Source organism: Mycobacterium sp., from assembly GCF_050700595.1.
GTDB lineage: Bacteria > Actinomycetota > Actinomycetes > Mycobacteriales > Mycobacteriaceae > Mycobacterium.
Window position 1 is genome coordinate 23,279 of the sequence record NZ_JBOHHI010000181.1, and the last position, 25,926, is coordinate 49,204.

The following is a 25,926-nucleotide window of genomic DNA, read 5'->3' on the forward strand; positions in this document are numbered from 1 at the left end:
ATGTCAACCGCCGGTCGCGGCCAGCCACTCGCTGTAGAACAGCGCCACACCCAGCCCGCAGCTGATCGCGGTCAGCAGCCAAAACCGGATGATCACCGTGGTTTCGGCCCAGCCGACCAGCTCGAAATGGTGGTGGAACGGCGCCATCCGGAAGACCCGTCGGCCGGTGGTGCGGAACGCCAGGACCTGCAGCACGACCGAGGTGATCTCGGCGACGAACAGCGAGCCGAGCACTATCGCCAGGATCTCGGTGCGGCTGGTCACCGACAGCCCCGCGATGATGCCGCCCAGCGCCAGCGACCCGGTGTCGCCCATGAAGATTTTGGCCGGCGCGGCGTTCCACCACAGAAAGCCGATGCACGCGCCCGCCGTCGCCGCCGCGACGAGCGCCAGGTCCAGCGGATCGCGCACGTTGTAGCAGCCCAGACCCGGAGCGGTGGCGCAGGCATTGCGGTATTGCCAGAACGTGATCAGCACGTAGGCGGCGGTGACCATCGCCATGCTGCCCCCGGCCAGCCCGTCCAGACCGTCGGTGAAGTTCACCGCGTTCGACCAGGCGTAGACGACGACCACGCAGAACAACACGAACAGCACGGGAGCCAGTGTGACGGTGGCGATTTCACGTACGTAGGAAAGGTCGGCGCTGGCCGGCGTAAAGCCGTCGTTGTTGCGGAATCCCAGCACCAGCACACCGAACAGCACGGCGGCGCTGATCTGCCCGACCGTCTTGGCGGTCTTGTTCAATCCGAGGTTGCGGGCGCGGCGGATCTTGATCAGGTCGTCCACGAATCCGACGGCGCCCAGCACGGTGGCCAAAAACAGCACCAGCAGACCCGACGCCGACGGCCGTCCGCCGTCGAACGCCATGCCGGCGAGGTGGGTGCCCAGATAGCCGGCCCAGATGCCGGCCAGGATCGCCACCCCGCCCATCGACGGTGTGCCGCGCTTGGTGTGGTGGGTGGGTGGGCCGTCCTCGCGGATTTCGTGGCCGAATCCCTGCTTGGTGAACAGCCGGATCAGCAGCGGGGTCAACACAATCGACACCGTCACCGCGATCGCGACGGCGATGAGGATCTGGATCATCGGGAAACGCCCCGGCCGTCATCGGCGATCAGGGCGTCGGCGAGCGCTCCCAGCCCGGCGGTGTTGGATGCCTTGACCAGCACCACGTCCCCCGGCTGCAGTTCGGCCCGCAACAATGCCAGGGCGGCATCGGCGTCGGCGACAAGGCTGGCCTCCGCCCCCCATGAGCCCTCCATCACCGCACCCTGGTGCATGGCGCCCATAGACCTCCCCATTCCGACGACAACGAGTCGAGACACATCTAAGCGCACGGCTAACCGGCCGATGCGGTCATGCTCGGATATCGCGTCGTCGCCGAGTTCGGCCATCTCGCCGAGCACCGCCCAACTGCGTCGCCTTCCCCGTGCCACCCAGGCCAGTGCCTGCAGACCGGCCCGCATCGAATCCGGGTTGGCGTTATAGGCGTCGTCGATCACGGTCACCCCGTCGGCGCGGGTAATCACCCGCATCCGGTGCGCTGACACCGGATGCGCATCGGCCAGCGCGGCGGCCACCTGCTCGGCGCGGGCACCGCACTGCAGCGCGACCGCCGCCGCACACAGCGCGTTGCTCACCTGATGGTCGCCGTGCACAGCCAGCGCGACGTCGATGGCGTGTTCATCGGTGTGCAGGGCGAAGTGTGGCCGGGCCAGCTCGTCGAGCCTCACCGCGCCGGCCCAGACGTCGCTGGGCCCGGCGGTGGTGTGCGGGGAGCGGCTGACTTTGATCACCCGTGCGGCGGTTTTGTCGGCCATCGCCGCCACCGCCGGGTCGTCGACATTGAGGATGACCACGCCAGATCGTGGAACAGCTTGTGGCAGTTCAGCTTTGGTATCCGCGATGGCCTCGCGTGTTCCGAACTCGCCCAGGTGTGCGGTGCCGACGTTGAGCACTACCCCGATCGCGGGTGGTGCGATGGCCGCCAGCGCGGCGATGTTGCCGGGATGACGTGCCGAGAGCTCGAGGACCAAGTAGTCGGTGCTTTCGGTGGCGCGCAGCACCGTCCAGGGATGGCCGAGCTCGTTGTTGAACGACCCCGGTGGCGCCACCACCTCGCCGAGCGGCGCGAGCACCGCGGCCAGTAGGTCCTTGGTCGAGGTTTTGCCCGACGAGCCGGTGATCCCGACAATGGTCAGTCCCTTTTCGACCAGGCGCGCGGCCACCGCTGTCGCCAGTTTGGCCAGCGCGGCCAGCACCGCCGCGCCCGACCCGTCGGTGTCATGCTCGAGCACGCCGGAGCGGCGGGCTGCCTGCGGGTCGGGTGCGACCAGGACCGCGGGTACGCCGACCGGGCGGGCGGCCAGCACGGCGACCGCGCCGGCCGCCACTGCAGATGCGGCGTGGTCGTGCCCGTCCGAGCGGGCGCCGGGCAGCGCCAGGAACATCCCGCCCGGCGTGACTCGGCGCGAGTCGAACTCGACGGTGCCGGTCACGCGCAGCCCGGCGGCGGCGGCCGGCGAGATGTCGGCCAGCTGTCCGCCGACGATCTCGGCGATCTCGGCGACGGTCAGGGCGATCATTCCCGCTCCTGAAGGGCGGCGGCCAGTTCGACCCGGTCATCGAACGGGCGGGTCTGCCCGCCGGCGCTTTGCCCGGTTTCGTGGCCTTTGCCGGTGATCAGCACGATGTCACCAGAGCCGGCCCAGGCGACCGCACGCCGGATCGCGGCCCGCCGGTCGCCGATTTCGGCGATTTCTGCGCCGCTGCCGGCGTCGGCGGCGCCGGCCAGAATCTCGCGGCGAATCGCCGCCGGGTCCTCGCTGCGCGGGTTGTCGTCGGTGACGACGACGAGGTCGGCCAGCTCGGCGGCGATTTTGCCCATCGGCGCCCGCTTCCCGGGGTCCCGATCGCCACCGGCCCCGAACACCACCGCCAGGCGGCTGCCGGAACGACGAACGGCCTGCAGCACCGCACCCAACGCGCCCGGCTTGTGGGCGTAGTCGACCAGCGCGAGAAAGTCCTGGCCGCGATCGATCTGCTCCAGCCGGCCCGGCACACTGGTGTCACGCAGCCCGAATGCGGCCTGCTCCGGAGAAACCCCGAGCCTGTCCAGAATCGCCAGTGCGACAAGGGCATTGGCGATGTTGTAACTGCCCGGCAGCCCGATGCCCACCCGATGATGCACGCCCGCCGGGTCAACCGCAGTGAACTCGGCCCCGCCGGCGTCGGCGGCAACGTCTTCGGCGCGCCAGTCCGCGGGCCGGTCGGCGGCGCTGACCGTGATCACGCTGCCGGCCCGAGCGGCCATCGCTTCACCCGCGTCGTCGTCGACGCATACCACCGCGGTGCGGGCATGCAGCGCTGAGGCCGGGTCGAACAACCGCGCCTTGGCCTCGAAGTAGTCGGCCATGCTGGAGTGGAAGTCCAAGTGGTCGCGGGACAGGTTGGTGAAAGCGCCGAGCACGAAGCGCACACCGTCGACGCGGCCCAGCGTCAGCGCGTGGCTGGACACCTCCATCACGACGGTATCCACACCACGTTCAGCCATCACGGCGAGCTGGGCCTGCAGCGCGGGCGCCTCTGGTGTGGTCAGCGCGCTGGGGACGTCGGCGCCGTCGATGCGGATGCCGATGGTCCCGATCAGCCCCACCGTCCGCCCCGCCGCCCGCAGCCCGGCCTCGACCAGATAAGTCGTGGTGGTCTTGCCTGAGGTCCCGGTGATCCCGACAACGGCCAGCCGCTGCGACGGGTGACCGTACGCCGTGGCGGCCAGCTCACCGAGCACGGTGCGCGGCGCCGGGTGGATCAGCACCGGGACCGCTGTGGCCATCTGCGCGACTCCGTCGGCGTCGGTGAGCACCGCCACGGCCCCGCGCTCGATCGCTGCGCCGGCGTAGCGGGCACCATGGGTCGACGCGCCAGGCAGGGCGGCAAACAGATCGCCGGGCAGCGCGTCCTGTGCTCGCAGCGTCACGCCGGTGACCCGTAGGTCAGGGACCACGCTCCGGTCGGCGGATACCGCGCCGACCTGGGCTGCCAGCACCGACAGCGGCACGCCCGCACCGACGCTCGGGCGCAGCACAGCGGCCACCGTCATCACCTCCGTTCGCCGCCTGTTCCGGACGCCATTAACGGCCATGACACCTTATCTAGCGCGGCAACGTCGCAGGGCCGGGTAGCGACGCGCTGCGCGGATACCACCCCGGCCGCAGGGCGGAGCCCAACCAGACCAGTCAACGCGCACCGTACGGTCGCGCAAGCCCGTTACGGGCGTGGGTTTTCCTTGGATGCGGCCATCCGGGTTCTGTGCCATATAACCAGCAAGCTGTTAAACTGGGAAAATGAAAACCACGCTGGATCTGCCCGATGAGCTGATGCGCGCCATCAAGGTCCGCGCGGCTCAGCAGGATCGCAAGATCAAGGATGTCGTGGCCGAGCTTCTCAGACGCGGCCTGTCTCAGGCAGACAGCGGGCCCCCGATCTCACCCGCACGGCGGGTGCGGCTTCCACTCGTGCACTGTGAACACCCGGCTCGCCCCGATCGCGAGATGACGCCGGAGCGTGTCGCCGCCGCTCTGCTGGACCAGGAAACCGACTGGGCGTCCGGGCGTGACGATGCAGCTCTGTGACACCAACGTCTGGCTCGCCCTGGCACTTTCCAGACACCCCCACCACCCCACCGTGCGAGCGTGGCTGGACGCCGTCGACGAGCCTGCGGTCATTCACTTCTGCCGCGCAACCCAGCAGTCGTTGCTACGGCTACTGACCAGCCGCGCGGTCCTGGGCGCGTACGGCAATGCTGCGCTGACCAACGCCGAAGCATGGTCGGTCTATGCCGCGTTGTTGGCAGACGATCGCATCACGATGACCGGTCAGGAACCCAATGGTCTGGAAACCCAGTGGAAAATGTTCGCGGTTCGCCAGTCGGCCTCACCCAAGATCTGGATGGATGCCTATCTGGCCGCATTCGCGTTCACCGGTGGATTCACGTTGGTGACCACTGACACTGATTTCAGGCAGTACCAGGGAATCGATCTGCGGCTGTTGACTCAATAGGTGTTTGACAGCGTCAGCACCCAGCAGCCATGGTGCTGCGCCGTGGGCTTCGAACAGGCACGCCAGCGCATATGCGGCGGCGCGGATCGCATCGGGGCTTGCGGCGGGATACTGGCCGGCCAGTTGCGCTTTGACCGCGACGAGCGCGCGAACCAGTGAACTCCGTAATGCCGTCCTACATCGCTTGCAGCGTCAGCCGCGGCCCGGGGTCGGGTGACAGCGGGACATTCTCGCGCTGCATCAGCCAGGATGCGATGTTGTGGAACAGCGGTGCCGCCGATGTCCCGGGTGAGCCGTCGGCGGCGTGGTGCGGGTTGTCCATCATGATTCCGATCACGTAGCGCGGGTCGTCGGCAGGGGCCATACCAGCGAACGTGATCCAGTAGACATCATCGAAGTAGCAACCACAGGCCGGGTTAATCTGTTGTGCCGTACCGGTTTTTCCGGCGATCTGATAGCCCTCGACCGCGGCCTGGGGCGCAGTGCCCTGCTGGGTGCCCATCGGGTCGCGCTGCACCACCGCGCGCAGCATGTTGCGCACGGTGTGCGCGGTCTCTGCCGATACCACCCGAACGCCTTGTGGCCGCGGCTCTTCGGTGCGGCTGCCGTCGGGCGCGATCGTCGCCCTGACGATGCGCGGCGGCATCCGCAGCCCGTCGTTGGCGATGGTCTGATACATGCCGGTCATCTGCAACAAGGTCATCGAAAGTCCTTGACCAATAGGCAGGTTGGAGAATGTGCTGCCCGACCACTGGTCGATCGGCGGCACCAGCCCCGCACTCTCACCGGGCAACCCGACACCGGTGCGCTGACCCAGCCCGAACCTTTTCAGCATGTCGAAGTAGCGCTCCGGACCCACCCGTTGGGCCAGCATCAGTGTGCCCACGTTGGACGACTTCCCGAACACGCCGGTGGTGGTGTAGGGCATCACGCCGTGGCCCCAGGCGTCGTGCACGTCCACCCCGCCCATGTGGATCGAGCCGGGCACCGACAGCACCTCGTCGGGATTGGAGAGGCCGTATTCGATGAGCGCGGACGCGGTGACGACCTTGTTCGCCGAGCCGGGCTCGAACGGCGAGGACACCGACAGGTTGCCCATCTGCTTGTTGCCCTGCCGGCCGACGTCTTGGGACGGGTCGAAAGTGTTGTCGTTGGACATGGCCAGCACCTCACCGGTCTTGGCGTCGAGCACGACGGCCGAGACATTGCGGGCGCCCGCAAGATTCTTGGCCTGCTGCACCTGCTGCTGGACGTAGAACTGGATGTCATCGGCAATGGTGAGCTGCACGGCCGAACCGTTGACCGCCCGGTGCTGGTTGCGGTAGCTGCCGGGGATCACCACGCCGTCGGATCCGCGGTCGTAGGTGATTGAGCCGTCGGTTCCGGCCAGCGCAGCGTCCAGCGAATCCTCCAGGCCCAGCAGACCGTGACCGTCCCATGCGACGCCCCCGACGACGTTGGCCGCCAGCGATCCGCCCGGATACTGGCGCAGGTCCTGCCGCTCGGCGCCGACTTCGGGATACTTCGCGGTGATCGCGCTGGCGATCGCCGGATCGACCGCGCGAGCCAGATAGACGAACGTCTGGTCGCTGCGCAGTTTCTTTTCCACGGTGGCCGCATCGGGCTTGTTGTTCAGCCGGGTCGAGACCTCGTTGGCGATGTCGTGCAGCCGCTGCTGCAGGTCAGGAGCGTTGGCATCCTTCTGGTTGGCTTCGGCCAGTTGCTTGCGGATCTTGCGCGGTTGGAACGTCAGCGCGCGGGCTTCGACGGTGAAGGCGAGTTGATCGTTATCACGGTCGATGATGCTGCCGCGCACTGCTTTTTCGGCGTCGGTGACCTTGAGTTGCCCGGCCGCCTCGGCGCGCAGGCCGGCGGCGCGCGGCACCTGCAGATAGAACAGCTGGGTGGCGGCCACGATCAGCGCCAAGAAGATGACCACATTTCCGGCCCGGTAACGGAAGAGGAACGACGCGCCGGCCACCCCCAAATCGACGGCTTGCCGGGTGCGGCGGTCGCGCGCCGAATGGCCGGTCGCGGCCGCCCGTGTCCGCACGTCGTTTTTGGAAGCCTTGACCTTCTTGGAAGCTTTGGGCTTCTTGGGCTTCTTGGCCGGGTTGACTCGCGTTGTCCGTTCCCGCCTCTGGGCGCGGCTTGCGCCGCTCATCTGGTCGCACCGGGCGTCGTGGCGGTCACCGGACCGAACTGCTCACCGCCCAGCGGCATAGCCGTCGGCGGCGCGGGTGGCGCAGCGGGAGGAGCCGGCGCGGAATCGGCGGGCCCGGGCGCGTTCAACTGGCCCGGTAGGTGCTGGGTGCCCAGTGTTGTCGCACCAGCAGGGTCGCGGACCAGAACTTGCGGTCCGGACCCCGGCATGCCCGGCACGCCGATACCCGGCGATATCCGCACCGGCACCTCCACCGGATTGACCGGCGGGGCGGGCGGGGGCGACGGCTTCTCGTCGGGCAGCTTGGTGTTCAGCGGCGGCGGCGGAGCACCCTCGGCCGGCTTGGGCGTGCCGACCACCACCCAGTTTCCGGTGGGATCCTGGACCAAATGGGCGGTATCCCTCGACGGGATCATCCCGAGGTTGCGGCCGGCCTCCGCCAAAGCCGGCGCCGACTGCGCCTCTCGCACCTCGCGCTCGAGCGCCTCCTTCTGCTGCTGCAATATCTGGTTCTTTTGGCGGGCGCTGCCCAGCTGGTAGGAACGCTCGGCGGAGTCGGTGGACAACCACAACGTGATGCCCAGCCCGGCGCCAAGCGAACCGATGACCAACACCACGAACGGCACCTTGCTGGCCAATGTGCGTGGGCGCAGATCAATCGACGCCAGCCGGTGCAGTAGGCGGTCTCGTAACGGAGGCCGAACTACCTTGGGGGCCTTGGCTTTGCGCGCCTTCGCCCTGGCCTTGGCCTGGCTGGTGTTCTTGGGCCGGGCCGGCCGTTCGGCCGGCCGGGAAATCGGCGTGGTTTGCGGCGCAGACCGGGGCACCCGTGGTTCACGAGCAGGCGCCGACGCCTTTCCCGCCCGCGTCCGCGCGCGGCGTCCCGATGTCTTCTCGACCGTTCGGCGCCCGGCCTTTCCGGGGGCAAGTTCGTGTCCGCGGCGACGGTCGTCGTTACGGCGCGGTAGCGCGTCGCGCTTGGCCTTCATCAATCCCCCTCCTTGCTGGCCGGTACCCCGGTTTCGACCCGCTGTAACGCCCGTAGTCGCACTCCGGCGCTGCGCGGGTTGTGCAGTATCTCGTCGTCGCCGACGCGTTCGGCACCGCGCGTCAGCGGCCTGAATTGCGGCCCGAGCCCAGGCAGTTCGACCGGCAAACCGCTCGGTGTGGCCGACGCGGTGGCGTCGGCGAAAGCACGCTTGACGATGCGATCCTCAAGCGATTGGTACGCCAGCACCGCGATGCGCCCGCCGGCGGCCAGCGCGTCCAGCGCGGCCGGCAGCGCGCTGGTCAACGAGTCCAGTTCGCCGTTGACCGCGATACGCAGCGCCTGGAACGTGCGCTTAGCCGGATGCCCCCCGGTGCGTCGCGCCGCGGCCGGGATCGCCTGGTAGAGCAGCGATACCAGCTCACCGGTCGAGGTGAACGGGGTGTGCGCCCGGCGGCGGACGATGTGCGCGGCGATGCGACGCGCGAACCGCTCTTCGCCGTAGCGGCGCAGGATGTCGGATAGCGCCACCTCATCGTAGGTGTTGACGATCTCCGCGGCACTCAGCGGGGACTCGGGGTCCATCCGCATGTCCAGCGGTGCGTCGTGGGCGTACGAGAATCCCCGCTCGGCGCGGTCCAACTGCATGGAGGAGACGCCGAGGTCGAAGAGCACCGCGTCCACCGAACCCGTTGCGGCATAGCCTGATTCGATAAGGGCGGCGGCGATGCCGTCGTAGCGGGTCCGGATCAGCGTCACCCGGTCGGCGAAGCGCGCCAGCCGCGTGCGCGCGATGTCCAGCGCGGTCGGATCGCGATCGAGGCCGATCAGCCGCACCCCCGGCAGCTCGGACAAAAACCGCTCCGCGTGGCCGCCGGCACCGATGGTGGCGTCGACGAGCAGTGCCCCGGATCCGTCGGGCGCCTGCCGCCTCAGCGCCGGGCTGAGCAGCGCGGCACAGCGTTCAGCCAGCACGGGCACGTGACCGAAATCGCCCCTGGTGTCAGGCACGACAACACCTCCCCGACAAGCGGTCCGTCGGCGGACGGGCCAGTGCGCGGCTGCCCCTGCACCGAGGTCCCTGTCCGATAGCACGAACCTGGCGTTGGGGAAGTACGTCAGGGTCGGTTCGGGCAGAGGCCACGGTGCACGGGCATGCGTCTCAGATGATGTCGCCGAGTGCTTCATCGCTGGCCGCGGAGAAGTTCTCTTCGTGGGTCTGTTGGTAGTCGTGCCAGGCCTGCGCGTCCCAGATCTCCAGGTAATCGACCGATCCGATCACCACACAGTCCTTGGACAGGTTGGCGTAGCGGCGATGGTCGGCCGACAACGTGATTCGGCCCTGGGCATCGGGATGCTGTTCGTCGGTGCCGGCGGCCAGGCTGCGCAGAAACGCTCTCGCCTCCGGGTTGCTGCGCGAAGCGCCGCTCGCCCGGCGGGCAAGTTGCTCGAATTCGGCGCGAGGGTAGACGGCCAGGCTGTGGTCTTGGCTCTTGGTGACCATCAACCCTCCTGCCAGCGCGTCGCGGAACTTGGCGGGCAGCGTCAGCCGCCCTTTGTCGTCGAGCTTGGGCGTGTGGGTGCCCAGAAACATCTGGCCACCTCCCGCCACGGCGCAGGGCCCGCGCGCCACCTCCCGACTTCAGCCACCATACCCCACAATCCCCCACTCAGCCCCATCTATTTGATAACAGGTGGATGTTTTACCGGTACGCACACCACGCCGGCCGGACCGGCCTCGGATACCGGAGCGTTATTTATAGAGGAATCCCCAGATCAACGACGATCCGACGGTAAGTGGGGCGTTGTGGGGCCCGGCTTGCCCGGGCATGAAAAAGGGGCAGCCGACGATGGCTGCCCCGGGTCGACTGGACGTTACGGGTCGAAGCGGCGGCGGAACCGGTCTTCCATTCGGCTGGTGAAGGACCCACCGGCACCCTTGGCGCGACGCTGGCGCGGCGCCTGCCCGGAATCCCGCCTGCCGGAAAGCCGCGGACCGGTGATGGCGAAAATCACGCCGCCGAACATGACCACGAACCCGACGACGGAAAGAATCGGGAAGGTCCAGATCATGGTGGCCTTGAACGCCACCCCGGAAACCAGCATGCCCAGGCCGATGACGAACAGCGCTGCACCCTGTAACCGACGCCGTGCCGTCGGCGCCCGCAATCCCCCGCCCCGGACACTGGAAGCGAACTTGGGGTCTTCGGCGTAGAGAGCGCTCTCGATCTGGTCAAGCATCCGCTGCTCATGATCGGAGAGTGGCATTCGTCCCTCCTTGCCGACTAGATGTCCGTTAGTGGACACCTACCTCAGATGATACGAGGTCCGTGTGCGCCGTACCACTGGGTTCGTCAGCCGATTGTAGCTGCGACCGATTGCCGTTCGATACGCGCGGCGCGACCCCGATAATGGCAAGGGAGCTGTGCCGCAGATGATCGCCGAGGAGGGCACCGCGAGTTGGCGACATTCCTCATCGACCTACCGCCGCATGACATGCGGCGCCGTCTCGGTGACGCCTTGGGCGTGTACGTCCACGCGATGCATTATCCCCCCGGCACCGAAAACCAACGCGCGGCAATGTGGTTGGAGCACACCCGCCGGCAGGGCTGGCAGGCGGTGGCCGCGGTGGAGGCGGACAGCCGGCCCGGGGACACGCCGTCGGCCGCGAAGCTGAGCAGCGCGCCCTTGCTGGGCGTGGCTTACGGGTACTGTGGCGCGCCCGATCAGTGGTGGCAGCAGCAGGTGGTATTGGGGTTGCAGCGCGGCGGCTTTCCCGGCGCCGAGATCGCCAGGCTGATGGCCAGCTACTTCGAGTTGACCGAGTTACACATCCATCCCCGGGCGCAAGGCCATGGATTGGGCGAGGCGTTGGCGCGACGGCTGCTCGCCGGACGCGCGGAGGAGAACGTGCTGCTGTCGACCCCGGAAACCAACGGTGAGGCCAACCGCGCGTGGCGACTGTACCGGCGGCTGGGGTTCACCGACATCATGCGCGGCTACCACTTCGCCGGCGACCCGCGAGCGTTCGCGATCCTGGGCCGCAGGCTGCCGCTATAGCGGATCGGTCTGGCACGATGACCTGATGCGTGCCCGCTGCCTGTCGCTCCCGGCCCGTCGTGGTCGATTGCTCGCGCTGCTCTTGCTGCTGTTGGTGGTGCCCACGGCCGCCGGATGTGTGCAGATCAAGGCGTCAATCACCATCTCGCCCGACGACCTGATATCCGGGCAGGTCACCGCCGCGGTTAAGCCGCGCAACGACAAGGACGCCGGGCCGCAATTCGATTCCAACCTGCCGTTCAGCCAGAAAGTGGCGATCTCCAAATACAACCGCGACGGCTATGTGGGTTCGCAGGCCGTGTTCTCCGACCTGACGTTTGCCGAACTGCCGCAGCTGGCGAACATGAATCCAGACGCCGAGGGCGTGAATCTGACCTTGCGCAGAGCCGGCAACCTGGTGATTTTGGAAGGCCGGGCCGATCTGACCACGCTGACCGATCCGGACGCCGATGTGCAGCTGAGCGTGGCCTTCCCCGGCCCGGTGACCTCGACCAACGGTGACCGCGTCGACGCAGAGATGGTGCAGTGGCGGCTCAAGCCGGGCGTCGTCAGCACCATGACCGCCCAGGCCCGCTACACCGATCCCAGCACCCGTTCCTTCCGCGGCGCCGCGTTGTGGCTGGGGCTGTCGTCAATAGCGGTGGCCGGATTGGTGGCGCTGCTGGCCTGGCTGGGTCGAGACCGCTCTCCCCGGTTCGCCGAACCCCGCGACTACGGCGCCGGCGACCAGTAATCGAGCATCTCCGCGAACGTCTCGAACGCCGCTGCCGACACGCCATACGTCGCCTCGAGATGAATGCTCAGCGGAAAACCCAGGTCGGCGATGCCATCGATCACCCGCTTGTAGAGGTCGACCATGAGTTTGCGCCGTTGCGCGGGCTCGCTGTTCGCCAACGTCTTGACGAACGCCTGCTCGTCGGCGACGGCGGCGTTGCCCGGATCCTGGATGAGCCAATTGATGAAACCCACCCGGTTCTCCACCTTCGGGACGAAGCCGAACGACAGCAAGATCTCGGGCCGATGGTCCGTGTTATTGGCAAACTCGGCCAGGAAACCTCCGATGGCATCGGAATACAACAGCTGGGTCTGAGCGAAGGTCGCACCCCGATCGCATTTGAAACGAAAGCGGCCCTGTTCGCCCTCTCGGGTGGGGATCAGGATCACGCCGCGGTTGTGCACCGACCCGCGATAAATGGAAAGGGCATCAGTTGGCGCGACGCCGGAGCCTTCGCCGTCCTGCATGGTGCGCGGTACGCCAACGAAGACGATGCCCTCGATTCCGGCAGCCACCAAATCGGTGAGCCGCCGGCGCAGGGAGGGCTCATCGGAGAAAGCGGTGACCTGGCTGCACAGTCCATTCACCCCGGGCAGCTCCGGTTTGATGATCGACCAGAACTCCAGCACGTCCAGTTTTGGTTTCATCTCGACGGGCCGGTCATCCTCCTCGGCGATCAACCCCGGCATCATCACGTGCCCGATGCGGCCCTCGATGCCGGAGTCCGCGGCGAACTGCAGCACTTTTCGGGCGTCTTCGATTGCCTGCTGCGAACCACGATCAACGTTCGGCGGCACCAGCTCAATCGCGATGGTGTTCAGGGTCACCGGGCTGCTCCTCATTGGATGGCTACGACAGCATAGGTGTCAGATAGTGAGCCTGTCGAAGCAACTGGTCGGGCGACCGCCGACATAGACTGTCGGCGCAGGACAGCTATAGCAGAAAGGGGTGCCGCGCTGAGCCTCCAAGCAGCGGCAACCGTCAAGTTCGCCGACGCCATCACCGAAGCGCTGCGAGCGTATTTGCACGACCGCCGCACGGACTCCGCGTATATCGGGAGCGACTACGACGGCCTGATCGCCGGGCTGGAAGAGTTTGTGCTCAGCGGCGGCAAGCGACTCCGGCCGGTCTTCGCTTACTGGGGCTGGCGCGCGGTGGCGACCAAAGAGGCCGATGCGCAAGTGATGCTGCTGTTTTCCGCGCTGGAGTTGCTGCACGCCTCCGCACTCGTGCACGACGACGTGATCGACGGCTCGGCGACCCGGCGCGGCCGGCCGACCACGCACGTGAAGTTCACCGCCTTGCACCGCAATCGGCGGTGGCGGGGATCGCCGGACCGGTTCGGGATGTCGGCGGCGGTACTGCTCGGTGACTTGGCGCTCGCCTGGGCCGACGACATCGTCGCCGGCGTCGATCTGCCATCCGATGCCCGCCGCCGCGTCCGCCAAGTATGGGCCGATATCCGCACCGAGTTGCTCGGCGGCCAATACCTGGACATCGTGGCCGAGGCCAGCGGCGCCGAGTCGGTCTCCGCGGCGATGACCGTCAACGCGTTCAAGACCGCTTCATATACGGTGTCGCGGCCGCTGCAATTGGGGGTTGCCGCTGCGGCGGACCGGCCCGACGTTCAGGAGCTCTTCCATCAGGTCGGCACCGACCTGGGGGTGGCGTTCCAGCTACGCGACGATGTGCTGGGCGTGTTCGGAGACCCGGCGGTCACCGGCAAGCCGGCCGGTGACGATCTGCGGTCCGGCAAGCGCACCGTGCTGCTGGCCGAGGCAATGGAATCGGCCGACAAATCGGATCCCGTGGCCGCCAACATGTTACGGACCTCGATCGGAACCGACCTGACCGACGCGCAGGTACGCGACGTGTGTGGTGCCATCGAAGCGGTGGGCGCGCTGGCCGCGGTGGAGGACCAAATCGAGCGGCTGACCCGACGGGCATTGGCCACCCTGGCCACCGCACCGATCGACCCGGCGGCAAGGACAGGGCTGTCCGAGCTGGCTCGGCTGGCCGCCAACAGGGTCACCTGAGCCTCATGCCCACCCCGACACCCGCATCGACCACCAGCTCGGCCGCCGATGGCCCACACCATATTTCGCGTCTCCGGGAATTCACCGCATCGCACGACGCACGCCCGGCGATGCGGGGCTGCCTGGGTGCGGTGCTGATCACCGCGGGCGGGCTCGGCGCGGGCAGTACCAAGCCGCACGACCCGCTGCTGGAGTCGCTGCACTTGTCCTGGCTGCGCTTCGGCCACGGTCTGGTGCTGTCCTCTGTGCTGTTGTGGTCCGGTGTCGCGTTGATGCTGATCGCGTGGCTTGGGCTGGGCCGCCGGGTCATTGACCGCAGCGCTACCGAATACACCATGGTCGTCACTACCGGCTTCTGGCTGCTTCCGTTGCTGGGATCGGTGCCCGTCTTCAGCCGCGACACCTATTCGTACCTTGCTCAGGGGGCGCTGCTGCGCGACGGCCTGGACCCCTATGCCGCCGGTCCGGTTGACAACCCGAATGCGTTGTTGGACAACGTCAGTTCCATTTGGACAATCACCACTGCGCCGTACGGTCCGGCGTTCATTCTGATCGCGAAGCTGGTCACGATGCTGGTCGGCAATCATGTGATCGCCGGAACCATGCTGCTACGTCTGTGCATGCTGCCCGGACTGGCGCTGTTGATCTGGGCGGCGCCGCGGATTGCCCGGCATCTCGGCGCCGACGGGCCGACCGCGCTGTGGATCTGCGTACTCAACCCGCTGGTGATCATCCATCTGATGGGAGGCGTGCACAACGAGATGCTGATGGTGGGTTTGATGGCCGCCGGCATCGCGCTGACCTTCGAGTGCCATCATGTCGCGGGCATCGCGCTGGTTGCCGTCGCGATAGCGGTCAAGGCCACCGCCGGAATCGCGCTGCCGTTTTTGGTCTGGGTGTGGATGCGTCATCTGTCCGACCGACGGGGATACCGGTCGCTGCCGGCATTCGCTTCGGCCACCGCGACGTCGGTGGTGATCTTCGTGGCCGTCTTCGCGGTGTTGTCCGCGGTGGCGGGGGTGGGTCTGGGCTGGCTGACCGCGCTGGCCGGTTCGGTGAAGATCATCAACTGGCTGACCGTGCCAACCGCGGCGGCCAATCTGGTGCATGCCATCGGCAGTTGGTTTTTCGCCGTCAACTTCTATGCGGTGTTGCACGTCACCCGGATTGCCGGGATCGTGATCATTGCCGTGGCGCTGCCGCTGTTGTGGTGGCGATTCCGGCACGACGACCGCGGGGCGCTCACCGGCATCGCGTGGGCGATGCTGATCGTGGTGTTGTTCGTGCCCGCCGCGCTGCCCTGGTACTACACCTGGCCGCTGGCGGTGGTGGCTTCGCTGACCCAGTCACGGCCGGCGATCGCGGCGATCGCCGGGTTTTCTACGTGGATCATGGTGATCTTCAAACCCGATGGCGCGCACGGCATGTACTCGTGGCTTCACGTCGGGATCGCGACGAGCTGTGCGCTGATCGCGTGGTACTCGCTGTACCGGGCACCCGAGGTGCCGGTCAGTACGCCGCTCAGCAAGCCATAGCCTGTGCCCGGCGCAACACTTCGCGGGCCTGGTGTGCATGCAACGCGTCGACTGGCCGCGCGTTGCTGATGGCGTCGCGTGTGCCGTCGCGGGTGACGGTCAGCGACGGGTCGGGGGTGAACAGCCAGCGCACGATCTCGGTGTCGTGGTAGCCGCCGTCGTGCAAGACCATCAGCAGCCCCGGCAAGCTCTTGACCACGTGACCGGACTCGGTGAAGAAAACCCGCGGCACCACCACGTCACCGGCACGTCGGACCGCGACCAGATGGCCTTCCCGCAATTGCTGGTGCACCTTGGTTACCGGCACGCCCATCAGCTTCGCGACGTCGGGCAGCTCGTAGGTGGGTTCGTCGGGGTCCAGGACGTCGTCGCCGGCCGGAATGCTGCTCATCGCGTTCAGTCTAGAACCGTTTGCGGCACGCTGAGTGTGCGTTTCGGGCGGAAATCGCAGTGCCACCTACGATGAGCCCGTGGCAGCAGCTGCGGCGGATCCCCTAGTCGGCACGATGCTCGACGGGCGGTACCAAGTTGTGGGCAAGATCGCCACCGGCGGTACCTCAACGGTGTACCGCGGCCTCGACGTCCGCCTGGATCGCCCTGTCGCGGTGAAGGTGATGGATTCACGCTACGCCGGCGACGAGCAATTCCTGACCCGGTTCCGGCTCGAGGCCACGACCGTCGCCCGACTCAAGGATCCGGGCCTGGTCGCGGTCTACGACCAGGGCCTTGACGCCCGGCACCCGTTTTTGGTGATGGAGCTCATCGAGGGCGGCACCCTGCGCGAGCTACTGACCGAGCGTGGTCCGATGCCGCCGCATGCCGTGGCCGCCGTGCTGCGTCCGGTGCTGGGCGGGCTTGCCGCCGCGCATCACGCCGGCCTGGTGCACCGCGACGTCAAACCCGAGAACGTGTTGATCTCCGACGACGGTGAGGTCAAAATCGCCGACTTCGGGTTGGTGCGTGCCGTCGCGGCGGCCGGAATCACCTCGACCAGCGTCATTCTCGGCACCGCAGCCTACCTGTCCCCCGAACAGGTTCGCGACGGAAAGGCCACCCCGCGCAGTGATGTCTATGCGGCCGGGATCGTGGCCTACGAGCTGCTCACCGGGGACACACCGTTTTCCGGAGACTCCGCACTCTCGGTCGCCTATCAACGGCTGGACGCCGACGTGTCGCCGCCGAGCACGGTTATCGACGGTGTGCCGCGTCAGTTCGACACACTGGTGGCGAGCGCGACCGCGCGCGACCCGGCCGAGCGGTACGCCGACGCGCTCGACATGGCCGCCGAGCTGGATGCGATCGTCGACGAACTGGCACTGCCGCGATTCCGGGTCCCGGCGCCCCGTAACTCCGCGCAGCACCGGTCTGCCGCGCTGTATCACAGCCAAAAACAGCGACCACCCGTGCGCCACCCCACTCGCCAGCTGACCCGTGACTGGGCGGCCAAACCGGAATACCAAAGACGTGGCGGTGCAAGACAATTCGCTGGAATCGAGTTGAGCGAGTTCGCACTCGCTCGTCAGCACGCCCGGCGGATGGTGCTGATCTGGCTCGCGGTCGTGCTGGCGGTCACCGGGCTGGTGGCCGCCGCAGCGTGGACGATCGGCAGCAATCTGGCCGGCTTGCTGTGAGCGCGAGCCGCCTAGTCGCGCAGCATCTCGGCGACCAGGAACGCCAGCTCCAGCGACTGCTGGGTGTTCAGCCGTGGGTCACACGCCGTCTCATAGCGGCCGGTCAGGTCGGTGTCCGAAATGTCCTGCGCGCCACCGAGACACTCGGTGACGTTCTCGCCGGTGATCTCGACGTGGATACCGCCGGGATAGGTGCCCAGCGCCCGGTGCACCTCGAAGAAGCCCTGGACCTCGTCGACGATGCGATCGAAGTGCCGCGTCTTGTACCCGTTGGATGACTCGTAGGTGTTGCCGTGCATCGGGTCGCACTGCCAAATCACCTGATGCCCGGTGGCCTGCACTTTCTCGACGATCGGCGGCAGCAGGTCGCGCACCTTGTTGTTGCCCAGCCGGCTGACCAGGGTGAGCCGGCCCGGCTTGCCCAGCGGGTCGAGCCGCTCGACGTATTCGACGGCCAGCTCCGGGGTCGTCGTCGGCCCGATCTTGACCCCGATCGGGTTGGCGATCACCTCGGCGAACGCGACGTGAGCGCCGTCGAGTTGCCGGGTCCGGTCGCCGATCCACAGGTAGTGCGCCGACAGGTCATAGAGCAGCGGCTCGCCATCCTCGCCGTCCGACAACCGCAGCATGGCCCGCTCGTAGTCCAGCACCAACGCCTCATGGCTGGCGTAGATCTCGGCGGTCTGCAGGTTGCGGTCGGCCACCCCACAGGCGCTCATGAACTTCAGGCCCCGATCGATCTCTGCGGCCAACGCCTCGTAGCGCGCGCCGGCCGGTGAGGTTCGGACGAATTGCCGGTTCCAGTCATGCACCAGATGCAGCGACGCCAGCCCCGAGGAGGTCAGCGCCCGCACCAGATTCATCGCCGCGCTGGCGTTGGCGTAGGCCCGTACCAGGCGCGACGGGTCGTGTTCGCGTGCTGCGGCATCCGGTGCGAATCCATTGATCATGTCGCCGCGATAGGACCGCAGGCCCAACGCATCGAGGTCTGTCGACCTCGGCTTGGCGTACTGTCCGGCGACGCGGGCCAGCTTGACCACCGGCAGGCTGGCGCCGTAGGTCAGCACCACCGCCATCTGCAGCAGCGCGCGCAGGTTCGCCCGGATGTGCGGTTCGGTGTTGTTCACGAACGTCTCCGCGCAGTCACCACCCTGCAACAGGAATGCCTCACCCCGCGCGACCTGCGCCAGCATGTCCTGCAGCCGGACAACCTCGGACGCTACCGTCACCGGCGGCACGCTTTCGAGGACCGTGCGCATCGCCTTGGCCTGGTCTTCCGACCAACTCGGCTGCTGGGTAGCGGGCTTGGCCAACGCGGCATCGAGCCGGGCCCGCAGATCGGCCGGCAACGGCGGCAGCGACGGGAGCTGGTCGATCGGTACGTCGACGGTCCAGTTCACCCGTCTATGGTAACTGGCCCTGTGATCAGGGCGAACCGTCGGCGGTGAGCACCCGGAATCGGCGCAGCTGGTCGCGAGCGTCGATCAGCGCGTCGTGCGCGTCTGGCGACCGGCGCGGCATCCGGGGGCATCCCCGGTCCTCCCACAGCTGGCGCAGTTCCCGGGTGAAGCGGGGTATCGCCGTCGGGAGTTCGGTCATCGGGCCCCACAACTGGCACAACGCGACATGGTCGTAGGCACCGACCCAGGCCCACAGTTCGATCGGCTCGGCGTCCCGGACTCCGAAAAAGGCCTGCAGCTCAGCGCGGATCTGGGCGCGCGAGCGCCACAACGCCGAAGCCGGCGGTGGCAACTTGGGCAGCACGTGGGTGCGCACCCAGCTGCCGGCCCGCTCCGGATCGAACTCGGTGGACACGGCATAGTATTCGCGGCCATCCTCGGCGGCCACCCCGATCGAGATCAGTTCGATGGTGCGGCCGTCCTCGATGAATTCGGTGTCGTAGAAGTACCGCACGACGACCTAACCGCCGGCTGCCAGGGCGCGCTGGGTGCCCGCGGGCGGCGGTGCGGCGTGGACCTCGCGGTCGAGGTGGAAGTCAACGATGCGTTTGTCGGGAATGCGCGGCGTTCCGGCGATGACGTTCTGCAGCCACAGCTTGGCCCGCACGACCGGCCGCCGCAGCTCGCGTTCCCGTTGCAACGCGCGGCGCATCTTGTCCAGCTGCGAGTTGTATCTCCAACGTGCCCACGGGGCATGTGGACGCGACAGCCGGACCGCCCCGATGAAAAGTAAAACGACGAAGAACATGCCGATCAGGCCGGTCCACACCTTGCCTTTCAGCAACACCACGGCCGCCAGCGGCGGAGTGAGCACCATACCGGCGATCACGACGGCCCGCCAGACCGGTGAGTGGGTGGTGTCGTGCCACAGCGCGATAAAAAACATCAGTGGATGCAATCCGAGCACCAGTAGTCCCGCCACCGCGACCGCAGCGAATACCGCATCCACCGAGGTGCGGCCGTCTTCTTCCCAGTAAACGTCGGACAGGTGCAGGATCAGGGCGTACTCGTCGAGCACCAGCGCCGCGCCGATACCGAAAAGGGTCGCCACCGCGGTGAATTCGATCCTGCTCGGGTTGACGGACAAGCTCACCATGGCCACGCCGGACACCATCACCAACACCACGCCGATCACCACGTGGTGGATGTGCACCGACCCGATGTGCACGTTGCGCGGCTGCCACCACTTCGCCGGTAGGCCCAGCTCGGTGCGGCGGCGGATGTAGCGCACGAAGGTTCGCGTCACGAAGAACGTCAGGATGAACGCGACCAGGCAGGACACCATCGGCAGACGACCGGTACCGATGATGTCTTCCTGCAACCAGCGGAGCACCTTAAAAAAACTACGCTCCGATCCGGCCCGGCGCTCGCCGCGACACCGCCCGGCCGGATCAGCACCGATAAGCTGTTCTCCGACATGAGGACATGGCGGTCGCCCGACGTGGGCAGTGCGCGCGGGCGAGTAGCCATCCGGCAGGTCGTCGGACGGGGGTTGCTGGGGCTACTGGCGGCCGCGGCACTCGGCTACGCCGCGTGGCGGCTGCTCGGGCACCCGGCCTACCGCATCGACATCGACGTCTACCGGATGGGCGGGCAGGCCTGGCTGGATGACCGTCCGCTCTACACCGGCGGGGTGATGTTCCACACCCCGATCGGGCTGGATCTGCCGTTCACCTATCCCCCCCTGGCAGCCATCATGTTCTGTCCGTTCGCCTGGTTGGGGCTGCCGGCCGCGAGCCTGACGATCACGTTGACGACGTTGGCGCTGCTGATCGTCTCGACGCTGATCGTGTTGACCCGCCTCGACGTGTGGGCAACCTCCCGGATGGTGCCCGGGCCGGCGTCGCTGCGCCGGTGCTGGCTGGCCGTGCTCATCGCGGCCGCGGCGGCGATCTGGCTGGAGCCCATCGCGTCGAACTTCGCCTACGGGCAGATCAACGTCGTGCTGATGACGCTGGTGGTCGCCGACTGCCTGCCCCGCCGGACAGTCTGGCCACGCGGGGTATTGCTCGGTATCGGTATCGCGCTCAAACTCACCCCGGCCGTGTTCCTTTTGTACTTCTTGCTGCGGCGCGACGCCCGGGCAGCGCTGACCGCGATCGCGGCATTCGTGGCGGCGACCCTGGCCGGTTTTGTGGTGGCGTGGAGCGACTCGTGGGAGTACTGGACCGACACGGTGCGCAACACCGACCGCATCGGCGCCCCCGACTTGAACACGAACCAGAACATCGCGGGCGCGTTGGCCCGGCTTTCTCTGGGCGAGGATCAGCGCTTCGCGCTGTGGCTGGCCGGATGCCTGCTGGTGCTGGCGGTGACCATATGGGCGACGCGACGGGTGCTGGATGCCGGTGAGCCCGCCCTGGCGGTGATCTGTATCGCCCTGTTCGGCTTGGTGGTGTCACCGGTGTCATGGTCACACCACTGGGTCTGGATGCTTCCTGCGGTGTTGGTGACCGGGGTGCTGGCATGGCGGCGCCACAGCGGCGCGCTGGCCGCGGCGGCCGCGGCCGGGCTGGCATTGATGGTGTGGACGCCGATCGACCTGCTCCCCAAGCACCATGAGTCGAGCGCCGCCTGGTGGCGACAACTTGTCGGGGCCTCCTACGTGTGGTGGGCAATGGCGACGCTCGTGACGGTGGGCATTGCCGTCACCGTCCGCCGTGCGCCGCGGGAATCGACCATCTGCGACCCCACACCGGTCTCGGCGGTCGGCTAGCCCGCCGCCGTCTCCGGGATCCGGGTCGCCTCGCTGGCCGATGTCGTGCCGTCGCCATCCTTGACCGAGGCGGCGTAGATGTCGACGTATTCCTGACCGGACAGCCCCATCAGCTCGTAGATCACTTCGTCGGTGACCGCGCGCTCGATAAACCGGTTGCCGGCCAGCCCGTCGAACCGGGAAAACTCCATCGGCGTGCCGAAGCGCACGGTGACCCGGCCGAACCGCCACATCTTGCGGCCGGGCGGATTGACGACGTTGGTGCCGGTCATCGCCACCGGTATCACCGGAACACCGGTGTGCAGCGTCAGCCGGGCCAGCCCGGTCTTGCCCTTGTACAGCCGGCCGTCCGGGGAGCGGGTGCCCTCGGGGTACATGCCGAGCAACTTGCCTGTGCTCAACAGTCGCTTGGCGGTGTTAAGCGCGGCCGCCGCGGTGTCGGCGTCGGTGCGGTCAATCGGGACTTGTCCGGTGCTGCTGTAGAACCAGCGGATGAACCAACCCTTCAACCCGGTGCCGGTGAAGTATTCCGACTTCGCCAGGAAGGTGATGCGCCGCCGTACCACCAGCGGCAGGTAAAAGCTGTCTGCGACCGCCAGATGGTTACTGGCCAGGATCGCCGGTCCGGACTGCGGGATATTTTCCAGTCCTTCGACCCTAGGCCGGCCGAGCATCGCAAGCGGCGGGCCCAGGAAAATGTACTTGAAAAGCCAGTACCACATGGCCCTCCCTCTCGCCCGCACCGGATAGTGTTCTGCGCCAAGAGTACCGATCGAGTGTGGATGCGACCACACGCACGGTCGCGCCTAGCTCCGCCGCGCTTGCGATCGCGCTCACCTTGTCCGGCGGCGACCCGCCGCGATCGCCACTAGTCTTCGACGGTGACGGCGATGGGCTGGTACCGGCTTTTCGCGGGGGCATGGGCGGGCATCTCGGCCCCGACCCCGCCGTCGGGCGGGCCGTTCGGCGGCGGAGGGGTCACCGAGGCGCCCGCGTCCTCGATGATGGTGCGGATCACCGCCAGCAGCGTGACGCTGTGCTCCGCGATGACCGTCAGCAGCGGATGCTGCTCGCCGGTCACCAGCGCGGCCAGCGCGCACAGCGGACACCACACCTGCTGGCACTTGCCGGTGCCGATACCGCCACCCGAGGCCCGCGCCGCCGCCATCCGCACCGCGGGATCGATTCCGTCGAGAATGCTCTGGGCGAGCTTACGCAACTCGGGACCGATGTCGGGATGAACGCCAGTCATAAGCGCCGCTCCTCCTCATCGCTCCGCTCTGCATCGTCGCCGGCGGTCATGCCGGCCACACCTTCGGATCAGGTCGAAAACGCACCGTCAGCTCGCTACCTCGAAGATGCGCGTCGGCCACCCTGCATCGCCGCAGTACGGACGCCAACCGGACTCTGCGCCGCATCGCGCCGGCACCGATGATCAGATCGTCGTCGACCCGACCCAGCCTGAGCGCACCGGAATCGATTTGCGGCAACTCTAGCCGCAGTCGGTAGACGGATTGCAGCCCGGATCCCGATTCCAGGTCCACCACCGGGCGCAACGGCCCGGGCGGCGCGGATCCGTCGCGGCGGCGCACACTGTCCATCAGTTCGGCCAGCGCCTTGGTGCCGATCGGCTCACCGGACAGGTGTGGCGCCAGCACCAGCGCCACATCGCCGATGGTGGCCTCCAGTTCGTCGAGCACGGCGCGTTGCTCACCGATGCGTTCTGCGTACCAGTCGAAGGCCGGATGATCGGGCAGATTGCGATATTCATACGAAGCATCTTGCACCAGAACCTGATTGACGATCAGCTCCTCAACGCGCACGCCCATCAACGCCAGCGAACCCAGCGTGCGGACCGCTTCTGCGGCCACCACCCGTTCGGCGGTCAACACCAGATGCGCACCAACCAGCGCGCCGTCGGTCAGCAGCGCCGACAGTCGCTCGACGCCGGCGCTGACCCGCTCGGCCAGTTCCACCACCGCGGTCGAGCGGGCGTCGTCGGCGGCCGTCGAAAGTCTGCGGTGCCGTGGCCAAGCCCGCTCGACGTAAAGCGCGAACGTGGCGGGCAGGGTCAGCATTCGCAGCGCATCAGCCGTGGAGGCACAGTCGACCACGACGTGGTCCCATGACCCAGCCGCGGCCAATTCGCCGACCTCGTGCAGTCCGAGGACCTCCTGGACACCGGGTAGCGCCGAGAGTTCTTCGGGCGCAATGCTATCCAACTCGGAATCGGGAAAACGACTGCCCAGGGTATCGACCACGTCGCGCCAGCGGAGCTCCAGCAGTGCCAGGGTGTCCAGCGCCAGCGCATCAAGAAAACCGCCGCCGGTGTCGACTCCCCCGGTTTCGAGGTCGGCCATTACCCGGACGGGGTCGCGGCGACCGGTCGGCGGGACCGCGATGCCCAACACATCACCCAGCGAATGTGCTTGATCGGTGGACACCACCAGCACCCGCCGGCCGGCGCGCGCATCGGTAATGGCGGTGGCTGCCGCCAGGGTGGACTTTCCTACCCCGCCCTTGCCGACGAAAAGACTGATCCGGGCCCCGGCGGGCGCTGCCGACTCACTCAGCCTCGACTCGTTTCTTCAGATCCTTCAATGCGGTATCGGTAAGTCTGCGCTCGGCCTTACGTTTGAGCAACCCGATCATCGGCATTGCCAGGTCGACGGTGAGTTCGTAGGTGACGTCGGTGCCAGACCCCTTGGGCGACAACAGGTATGCACCATCGAGCGAGCGCAGTAGCGAGCTTGACACCAGCGACCACCGTACCGAGCCGCGGTCTGCGGGCCAGTTATAGGAGAACACCAGGGTGTCCTTGAGAATGGCGGTGTCCAGCACCATCCGCGCTACCTTGGGGTAGCCCTCGTGGTCGGCCTCGAGTACTTCAGCCTCCTTGTACTCCGACACCCATTCCGGGTAGGAACCGATGTCGGCGATCACATTCATCACCGTACTGGGGTCGGCATCGATGTAGATGGTCTGCGCCGTCTTCTCTGCCACCTGATTGCTTCCCTTTCCCCCGCAAGCGGGTGCCATCCCCAGCCTCTTTCGCTGAAACGGTACTCCCGCGCCGGACCGGACCGGGTCAAGTCACCGGTGAAACCCCGAGGGGGCGGGAGTGCTCCAGCGTCCCCTTTATCTCGAAAGCCATCTTCTTGCCCGCGACCCGGCGGCGGTGCGTCATCCGGGCGAGGTTCATCCGGGCCAACTGCCAGGCCGATACGCCCGACGGCTCGGCGTGCAGGAAGTAGTGCAGCAACACGCCGTCCAGCGACGGTTCGAGCCAGATTTCCATGGTGCCGGTCAGCGCCCCGGTCACCGCCCACCTGATTCCGTTGTCGCCACGCTCTTCGACAACCGCCAGCCGCAGATCAGGCCACCACCGGCGCCAGCCGGCCGGGTCGGCGACGGCGGCACCGACCCGTGCCGGGTCGGCGGCGATAAACGTCTGGTCGGCGACTTGCACGCTGTGCACGGCCCTAGCTTCACACACGTCGGCGTCGCCGCCCACCACGGGCTCGGACTAGGCTGGTCGATACCCAGCGACGTCAAGCGAGGTCAGAAGAGTGCGTGAATTAAGTGTCCCCGCCCCCTTCACGGTGGCCGAACGCGACAACATCGTCGCCGCGGTGTTCGAGCATGAGCGTGATGATCCCGACTTCGTCATTTTCCAACGCCTGATCGACGGCGTGTGGACCGATGTCACGTGCGCGATGGCGGCCACCCAAATCCGCTCGGCCGCATTGGGTCTAATCGACCAGGAGGTGCAGGCGGGTGATCGGGTGGCGATCTTCTCGGCCACCCGCTACGAGTGGGCGATCCTCGACTTCGCGATTCTGTCGGTGGGTGCGGTCACTGTCCCGATTTATGAGACGTCGTCGGCGGAGCAGGTGCGCTGGGTGCTGGCCGACTCCGGGGCGGTGCTGGTATTCGCCGAAACCGACGCCCATGCCACGGTGGTCGCCGAGCTCACCGGCGACCTGCCGGCCCTGCGGCGGGTCCTGCACATCGACGGCCCGGGTCCCCGGGCGCTCGACCAGCTCGCCGAAGCCGGCGCGTCGGTCGACGCAGCCGAGCTGACCCGCCGGCTCGAAATGCTGCGGGCCGAAGACCCGGCCACGCTGATCTACACCTCGGGCACCACTGGGCGGCCCAAGGGCTGTCAGCTGACCCACGCCAACCTGGTCTACGAGACCCGCGGCGCCAAGGAAGCCGTGCCGACGCTGCTGTCCAAGGGCGAGCGCCTGCTGGTGTTCCTGCCGCTGGCGCACGTGCTGGCCCGGGCGCTCACGCTGGCCGCCTTCGCCAACAAGGTGACGGTCGGGTTCACCAGCGACATCAAGAATCTGGTGCCGATGTTCGCGGTGTTCAAGCCGACGGTCGTGGTGTCGGTGCCGCGGGTGTTCGAGAAGGTGTACAACACCGCCTCGCAGAACGCCGCCAATGACGGCAAGGGCCGGATCTTCGCGATCGCGGCCCAGACCGCGGTCGACTGGAGCG

At 67.4% G+C, this 25,926-nt stretch carries 28 protein-coding genes; 10 read left to right on the forward strand and 18 right to left on the reverse strand.

Translation table 11 applies throughout. The features are described 5' to 3' along the window. Window positions 1-3: 3 nt before the first annotated feature. Genes mraY through ACRDTL_RS16825 form a run of 3 tightly spaced genes read right to left on the reverse strand, consistent with a single transcriptional unit; the run spans window position 4 to window position 4,141 of the window. Entirely contained in the window at window positions 4-1,083 is a 1,080-nt protein-coding gene (gene mraY / locus ACRDTL_RS16815) for a phospho-N-acetylmuramoyl-pentapeptide-transferase (RefSeq protein ID WP_431507834.1), read from the reverse strand. Further along, window positions 1,080-2,582, reverse strand: a complete 1,503-nt coding sequence (locus ACRDTL_RS16820; protein WP_431507835.1) for a UDP-N-acetylmuramoyl-tripeptide--D-alanyl-D-alanine ligase — start codon at window positions 2,580-2,582, stop codon at window positions 1,080-1,082. The genes mraY and ACRDTL_RS16820 overlap by 4 nt, the downstream gene beginning before the upstream one ends. After that, window positions 2,579-4,141 (reverse strand): UDP-N-acetylmuramoyl-L-alanyl-D-glutamate--2,6-diaminopimelate ligase, encoded by a 1,563-nt coding sequence (locus tag ACRDTL_RS16825; RefSeq protein ID WP_431507836.1) that lies wholly within the window; start codon window positions 4,139-4,141, stop codon window positions 2,579-2,581. Before ACRDTL_RS16825 ends, ACRDTL_RS16820 begins: the two co-directional genes overlap by 4 nt. Window positions 4,142-4,343: 202 nt before the next feature. Here ACRDTL_RS16825 and ACRDTL_RS16830 point away from each other — a divergent pair, with 202 nt between their 5' ends. From ACRDTL_RS16830 to ACRDTL_RS16840, 3 genes are read left to right on the forward strand one after another with little or no spacing between them, the layout of a single operon-like run. Further along, window positions 4,344-4,631, forward strand: coding sequence for an antitoxin (locus ACRDTL_RS16830; RefSeq protein WP_431507837.1), 288 nt, complete (start codon window positions 4,344-4,346; stop codon window positions 4,629-4,631). After that, window positions 4,618-5,058 (forward strand): type II toxin-antitoxin system VapC family toxin, encoded by a 441-nt coding sequence (locus tag ACRDTL_RS16835; protein ID WP_431507863.1) that lies wholly within the window; start codon window positions 4,618-4,620, stop codon window positions 5,056-5,058. Before ACRDTL_RS16830 ends, ACRDTL_RS16835 begins: the two co-directional genes overlap by 14 nt. After that, on the forward strand, window positions 5,059-5,217 hold the full coding sequence (locus ACRDTL_RS16840) for a hypothetical protein (protein WP_431507838.1): 159 nt from the start codon (window positions 5,059-5,061) through the stop codon (window positions 5,215-5,217). A 16-nt stretch (window positions 5,218-5,233) separates the two neighbouring features. Here the strand turns inward: ACRDTL_RS16840 and ACRDTL_RS16845 are convergent, their stop codons facing one another. The 5 genes from ACRDTL_RS16845 to ACRDTL_RS16865 all read right to left on the reverse strand — a co-directional run bounded on the left by ACRDTL_RS16845 (window position 5,234) and on the right by ACRDTL_RS16865 (window position 10,478). Continuing rightward, window positions 5,234-7,222 (reverse strand): peptidoglycan D,D-transpeptidase FtsI family protein, encoded by a 1,989-nt coding sequence (locus ACRDTL_RS16845; RefSeq protein ID WP_431507839.1) that lies wholly within the window; start codon window positions 7,220-7,222, stop codon window positions 5,234-5,236. Further along, entirely contained in the window at window positions 7,219-8,211 is a 993-nt protein-coding gene (locus ACRDTL_RS16850) for an FtsB family cell division protein (RefSeq protein WP_431507840.1), read from the reverse strand. Before ACRDTL_RS16850 ends, ACRDTL_RS16845 begins: the two co-directional genes overlap by 4 nt. Then, window positions 8,211-9,398: a 16S rRNA (cytosine(1402)-N(4))-methyltransferase RsmH gene (gene rsmH, locus ACRDTL_RS16855; RefSeq protein ID WP_431507841.1), complete on the reverse strand. Its 1,188-nt coding sequence runs from the start codon at window positions 9,396-9,398 to the stop codon at window positions 8,211-8,213. The genes ACRDTL_RS16850 and rsmH overlap by 1 nt, the downstream gene beginning before the upstream one ends. Beyond that, window positions 9,373-9,804 (reverse strand): division/cell wall cluster transcriptional repressor MraZ, encoded by a 432-nt coding sequence (mraZ, locus tag ACRDTL_RS16860; RefSeq protein ID WP_431507842.1) that lies wholly within the window; start codon window positions 9,802-9,804, stop codon window positions 9,373-9,375. The genes rsmH and mraZ overlap by 26 nt, the downstream gene beginning before the upstream one ends. A 281-nt stretch (window positions 9,805-10,085) precedes the next feature. After that, window positions 10,086-10,478 carry a DUF3040 domain-containing protein gene (locus ACRDTL_RS16865; RefSeq protein ID WP_431507843.1) on the reverse strand — a complete coding sequence of 131 codons (393 nt, stop codon included), beginning with the start codon at window positions 10,476-10,478 and terminating at the stop codon, window positions 10,086-10,088. Window positions 10,479-10,670: 192 nt separating this feature from the next. Here ACRDTL_RS16865 and ACRDTL_RS16870 point away from each other — a divergent pair, with 192 nt between their 5' ends. Together ACRDTL_RS16870 and ACRDTL_RS16875 are read left to right on the forward strand one after the other, a co-directional pair. Then, window positions 10,671-11,270, forward strand: a complete 600-nt coding sequence (locus tag ACRDTL_RS16870) for a GNAT family N-acetyltransferase (protein WP_431507844.1) — start codon at window positions 10,671-10,673, stop codon at window positions 11,268-11,270. Between the two features lie 25 nt (window positions 11,271-11,295). After that, entirely contained in the window at window positions 11,296-12,003 is a 708-nt protein-coding gene (locus ACRDTL_RS16875; protein WP_431507845.1) for an LppM family (lipo)protein, read from the forward strand. On the opposite strand, the gene ACRDTL_RS16880 is transcribed toward ACRDTL_RS16875, so the two are convergent. After that, a complete protein-coding gene (locus ACRDTL_RS16880) occupies window positions 11,982-12,872 on the reverse strand; it encodes a mycobacterial-type methylenetetrahydrofolate reductase (protein WP_431507846.1) in 891 nt (296 codons plus the stop codon). The genes ACRDTL_RS16875 and ACRDTL_RS16880 overlap by 22 nt on opposite strands. A 129-nt stretch (window positions 12,873-13,001) precedes the next feature. On the opposite strand from ACRDTL_RS16880, the gene idsA2 reads away from it, so the two are divergent. Both idsA2 and ACRDTL_RS16890 read left to right on the forward strand, forming a co-directional pair. After that, on the forward strand, window positions 13,002-14,081 hold the full coding sequence (gene idsA2 / locus ACRDTL_RS16885; RefSeq protein ID WP_431507864.1) for a bifunctional (2E,6E)-farnesyl/geranyl diphosphate synthase: 1,080 nt from the start codon (window positions 13,002-13,004) through the stop codon (window positions 14,079-14,081). Between the two features lie 5 nt (window positions 14,082-14,086). Beyond that, a complete protein-coding gene (locus tag ACRDTL_RS16890; RefSeq protein WP_431507847.1) occupies window positions 14,087-15,616 on the forward strand; it encodes an alpha-(1->6)-mannopyranosyltransferase A in 1,530 nt (509 codons plus the stop codon). Here ACRDTL_RS16890 and ACRDTL_RS16895 read toward each other — a convergent pair. Further along, the gene (locus ACRDTL_RS16895; protein WP_431507848.1) at window positions 15,603-16,007 is read right to left on the reverse strand and encodes an Rv2175c family DNA-binding protein; all 405 of its coding nucleotides are present in this window, start codon (window positions 16,005-16,007) and stop codon (window positions 15,603-15,605) included. The two genes, ACRDTL_RS16890 and ACRDTL_RS16895, sit on opposite strands and share 14 nt — an antisense overlap. Before the next feature lie 115 nt (window positions 16,008-16,122). Here ACRDTL_RS16895 and ACRDTL_RS16900 point away from each other — a divergent pair, with 115 nt between their 5' ends. Continuing rightward, window positions 16,123-17,247, forward strand: coding sequence for a protein kinase domain-containing protein (locus tag ACRDTL_RS16900; RefSeq protein WP_431507865.1), 1,125 nt, complete (start codon window positions 16,123-16,125; stop codon window positions 17,245-17,247). 11 nt (window positions 17,248-17,258) lie between these two features. Here ACRDTL_RS16900 and ACRDTL_RS16905 read toward each other — a convergent pair whose 3' ends face one another. From ACRDTL_RS16905 to ACRDTL_RS16915, 3 genes are read right to left on the reverse strand one after another with little or no spacing between them, the layout of a single operon-like run. Then, window positions 17,259-18,647, reverse strand: a complete 1,389-nt coding sequence (locus ACRDTL_RS16905; RefSeq protein WP_431507849.1) for a class II 3-deoxy-7-phosphoheptulonate synthase — start codon at window positions 18,645-18,647, stop codon at window positions 17,259-17,261. A 25-nt stretch (window positions 18,648-18,672) separates the two neighbouring features. Beyond that, window positions 18,673-19,161, reverse strand: coding sequence for a polyadenylate-specific 3'-exoribonuclease AS (locus tag ACRDTL_RS16910; protein ID WP_431507850.1), 489 nt, complete (start codon window positions 19,159-19,161; stop codon window positions 18,673-18,675). Between the two features lie 6 nt (window positions 19,162-19,167). Further along, window positions 19,168-19,992 carry a hypothetical protein gene (locus tag ACRDTL_RS16915; RefSeq protein ID WP_431507866.1) on the reverse strand — a complete coding sequence of 275 codons (825 nt, stop codon included), beginning with the start codon at window positions 19,990-19,992 and terminating at the stop codon, window positions 19,168-19,170. Between the two features lie 132 nt (window positions 19,993-20,124). On the opposite strand from ACRDTL_RS16915, the gene ACRDTL_RS16920 reads away from it, so the two are divergent. Then, a complete protein-coding gene (locus ACRDTL_RS16920) occupies window positions 20,125-21,423 on the forward strand; it encodes a glycosyltransferase 87 family protein (RefSeq protein ID WP_431507851.1) in 1,299 nt (432 codons plus the stop codon). On the opposite strand, the gene ACRDTL_RS16925 is transcribed toward ACRDTL_RS16920, so the two are convergent. From ACRDTL_RS16925 to ACRDTL_RS16945, 5 genes are all read right to left on the reverse strand, one after another. Next, on the reverse strand, window positions 21,420-22,145 hold the full coding sequence (locus ACRDTL_RS16925) for a lysophospholipid acyltransferase family protein (protein WP_431507852.1): 726 nt from the start codon (window positions 22,143-22,145) through the stop codon (window positions 21,420-21,422). The genes ACRDTL_RS16920 and ACRDTL_RS16925 overlap by 4 nt on opposite strands. 146 nt (window positions 22,146-22,291) lie before the next feature. Beyond that, window positions 22,292-22,675 (reverse strand): hypothetical protein, encoded by a 384-nt coding sequence (locus tag ACRDTL_RS16930; RefSeq protein WP_431507853.1) that lies wholly within the window; start codon window positions 22,673-22,675, stop codon window positions 22,292-22,294. A 46-nt stretch (window positions 22,676-22,721) separates the two neighbouring features. Next, window positions 22,722-23,996 carry an ArsA family ATPase gene (locus tag ACRDTL_RS16935; RefSeq protein WP_431507867.1) on the reverse strand — a complete coding sequence of 425 codons (1,275 nt, stop codon included), beginning with the start codon at window positions 23,994-23,996 and terminating at the stop codon, window positions 22,722-22,724. Next, window positions 23,989-24,426 carry an SRPBCC family protein gene (locus ACRDTL_RS16940; protein ID WP_431507854.1) on the reverse strand — a complete coding sequence of 146 codons (438 nt, stop codon included), beginning with the start codon at window positions 24,424-24,426 and terminating at the stop codon, window positions 23,989-23,991. Before ACRDTL_RS16940 ends, ACRDTL_RS16935 begins: the two co-directional genes overlap by 8 nt. An 85-nt stretch (window positions 24,427-24,511) precedes the next feature. After that, entirely contained in the window at window positions 24,512-24,901 is a 390-nt protein-coding gene (locus ACRDTL_RS16945; RefSeq protein ID WP_431507855.1) for an SRPBCC family protein, read from the reverse strand. Window positions 24,902-24,992: 91 nt separating this feature from the next. Between ACRDTL_RS16945 and ACRDTL_RS16950 the strand changes: the two genes are divergently transcribed. Next, on the forward strand, window positions 24,993-25,926 hold a 934-nt coding region (locus ACRDTL_RS16950; protein ID WP_431507856.1), incomplete at its 3' end, for an AMP-binding protein.

Bases quoted from the DNA above. Each gene is read 5' to 3' on its own strand.
- mraY (WP_431507834.1), bottom strand. From the start codon at position 1,083: ATGATCCAGATCCTCATCGCCGTCGCGATCGCGGTGACGGTGTCGATT.
- ACRDTL_RS16820 (WP_431507835.1), bottom strand. From the start codon at position 2,582: ATGATCGCCCTGACCGTCGCCGAGATCGCCGAGATCGTCGGCGGACAG.
- ACRDTL_RS16825 (WP_431507836.1), bottom strand. From the start codon at position 4,141: ATGGCCGTTAATGGCGTCCGGAACAGGCGGCGAACGGAGGTGATGACG.
- ACRDTL_RS16830 (WP_431507837.1), top strand. From the start codon at position 4,344: ATGAAAACCACGCTGGATCTGCCCGATGAGCTGATGCGCGCCATCAAG.
- ACRDTL_RS16835 (WP_431507863.1), top strand. From the start codon at position 4,618: ATGCAGCTCTGTGACACCAACGTCTGGCTCGCCCTGGCACTTTCCAGA.
- ACRDTL_RS16845 (WP_431507839.1), bottom strand. From the start codon at position 7,222: ATGAGCGGCGCAAGCCGCGCCCAGAGGCGGGAACGGACAACGCGAGTC.
- ACRDTL_RS16850 (WP_431507840.1), bottom strand. From the start codon at position 8,211: ATGAAGGCCAAGCGCGACGCGCTACCGCGCCGTAACGACGACCGTCGC.
- rsmH (WP_431507841.1), bottom strand. From the start codon at position 9,398: ATGAAGCACTCGGCGACATCATCTGAGACGCATGCCCGTGCACCGTGG.
- mraZ (WP_431507842.1), bottom strand. From the start codon at position 9,804: ATGTTTCTGGGCACCCACACGCCCAAGCTCGACGACAAAGGGCGGCTG.
- ACRDTL_RS16865 (WP_431507843.1), bottom strand. From the start codon at position 10,478: ATGCCACTCTCCGATCATGAGCAGCGGATGCTTGACCAGATCGAGAGC.
- ACRDTL_RS16875 (WP_431507845.1), top strand. From the start codon at position 11,296: ATGCGTGCCCGCTGCCTGTCGCTCCCGGCCCGTCGTGGTCGATTGCTC.
- ACRDTL_RS16890 (WP_431507847.1), top strand. From the start codon at position 14,087: ATGCCCACCCCGACACCCGCATCGACCACCAGCTCGGCCGCCGATGGC.
- ACRDTL_RS16895 (WP_431507848.1), bottom strand. From the start codon at position 16,007: ATGAGCAGCATTCCGGCCGGCGACGACGTCCTGGACCCCGACGAACCC.
- ACRDTL_RS16900 (WP_431507865.1), top strand. From the start codon at position 16,123: ATGCTCGACGGGCGGTACCAAGTTGTGGGCAAGATCGCCACCGGCGGT.
- ACRDTL_RS16915 (WP_431507866.1), bottom strand. From the start codon at position 19,992: ATGGTGTCCTGCCTGGTCGCGTTCATCCTGACGTTCTTCGTGACGCGA.
- ACRDTL_RS16920 (WP_431507851.1), top strand. From the start codon at position 20,125: ATGAGGACATGGCGGTCGCCCGACGTGGGCAGTGCGCGCGGGCGAGTA.
- ACRDTL_RS16925 (WP_431507852.1), bottom strand. From the start codon at position 22,145: ATGTGGTACTGGCTTTTCAAGTACATTTTCCTGGGCCCGCCGCTTGCG.
- ACRDTL_RS16930 (WP_431507853.1), bottom strand. From the start codon at position 22,675: ATGACTGGCGTTCATCCCGACATCGGTCCCGAGTTGCGTAAGCTCGCC.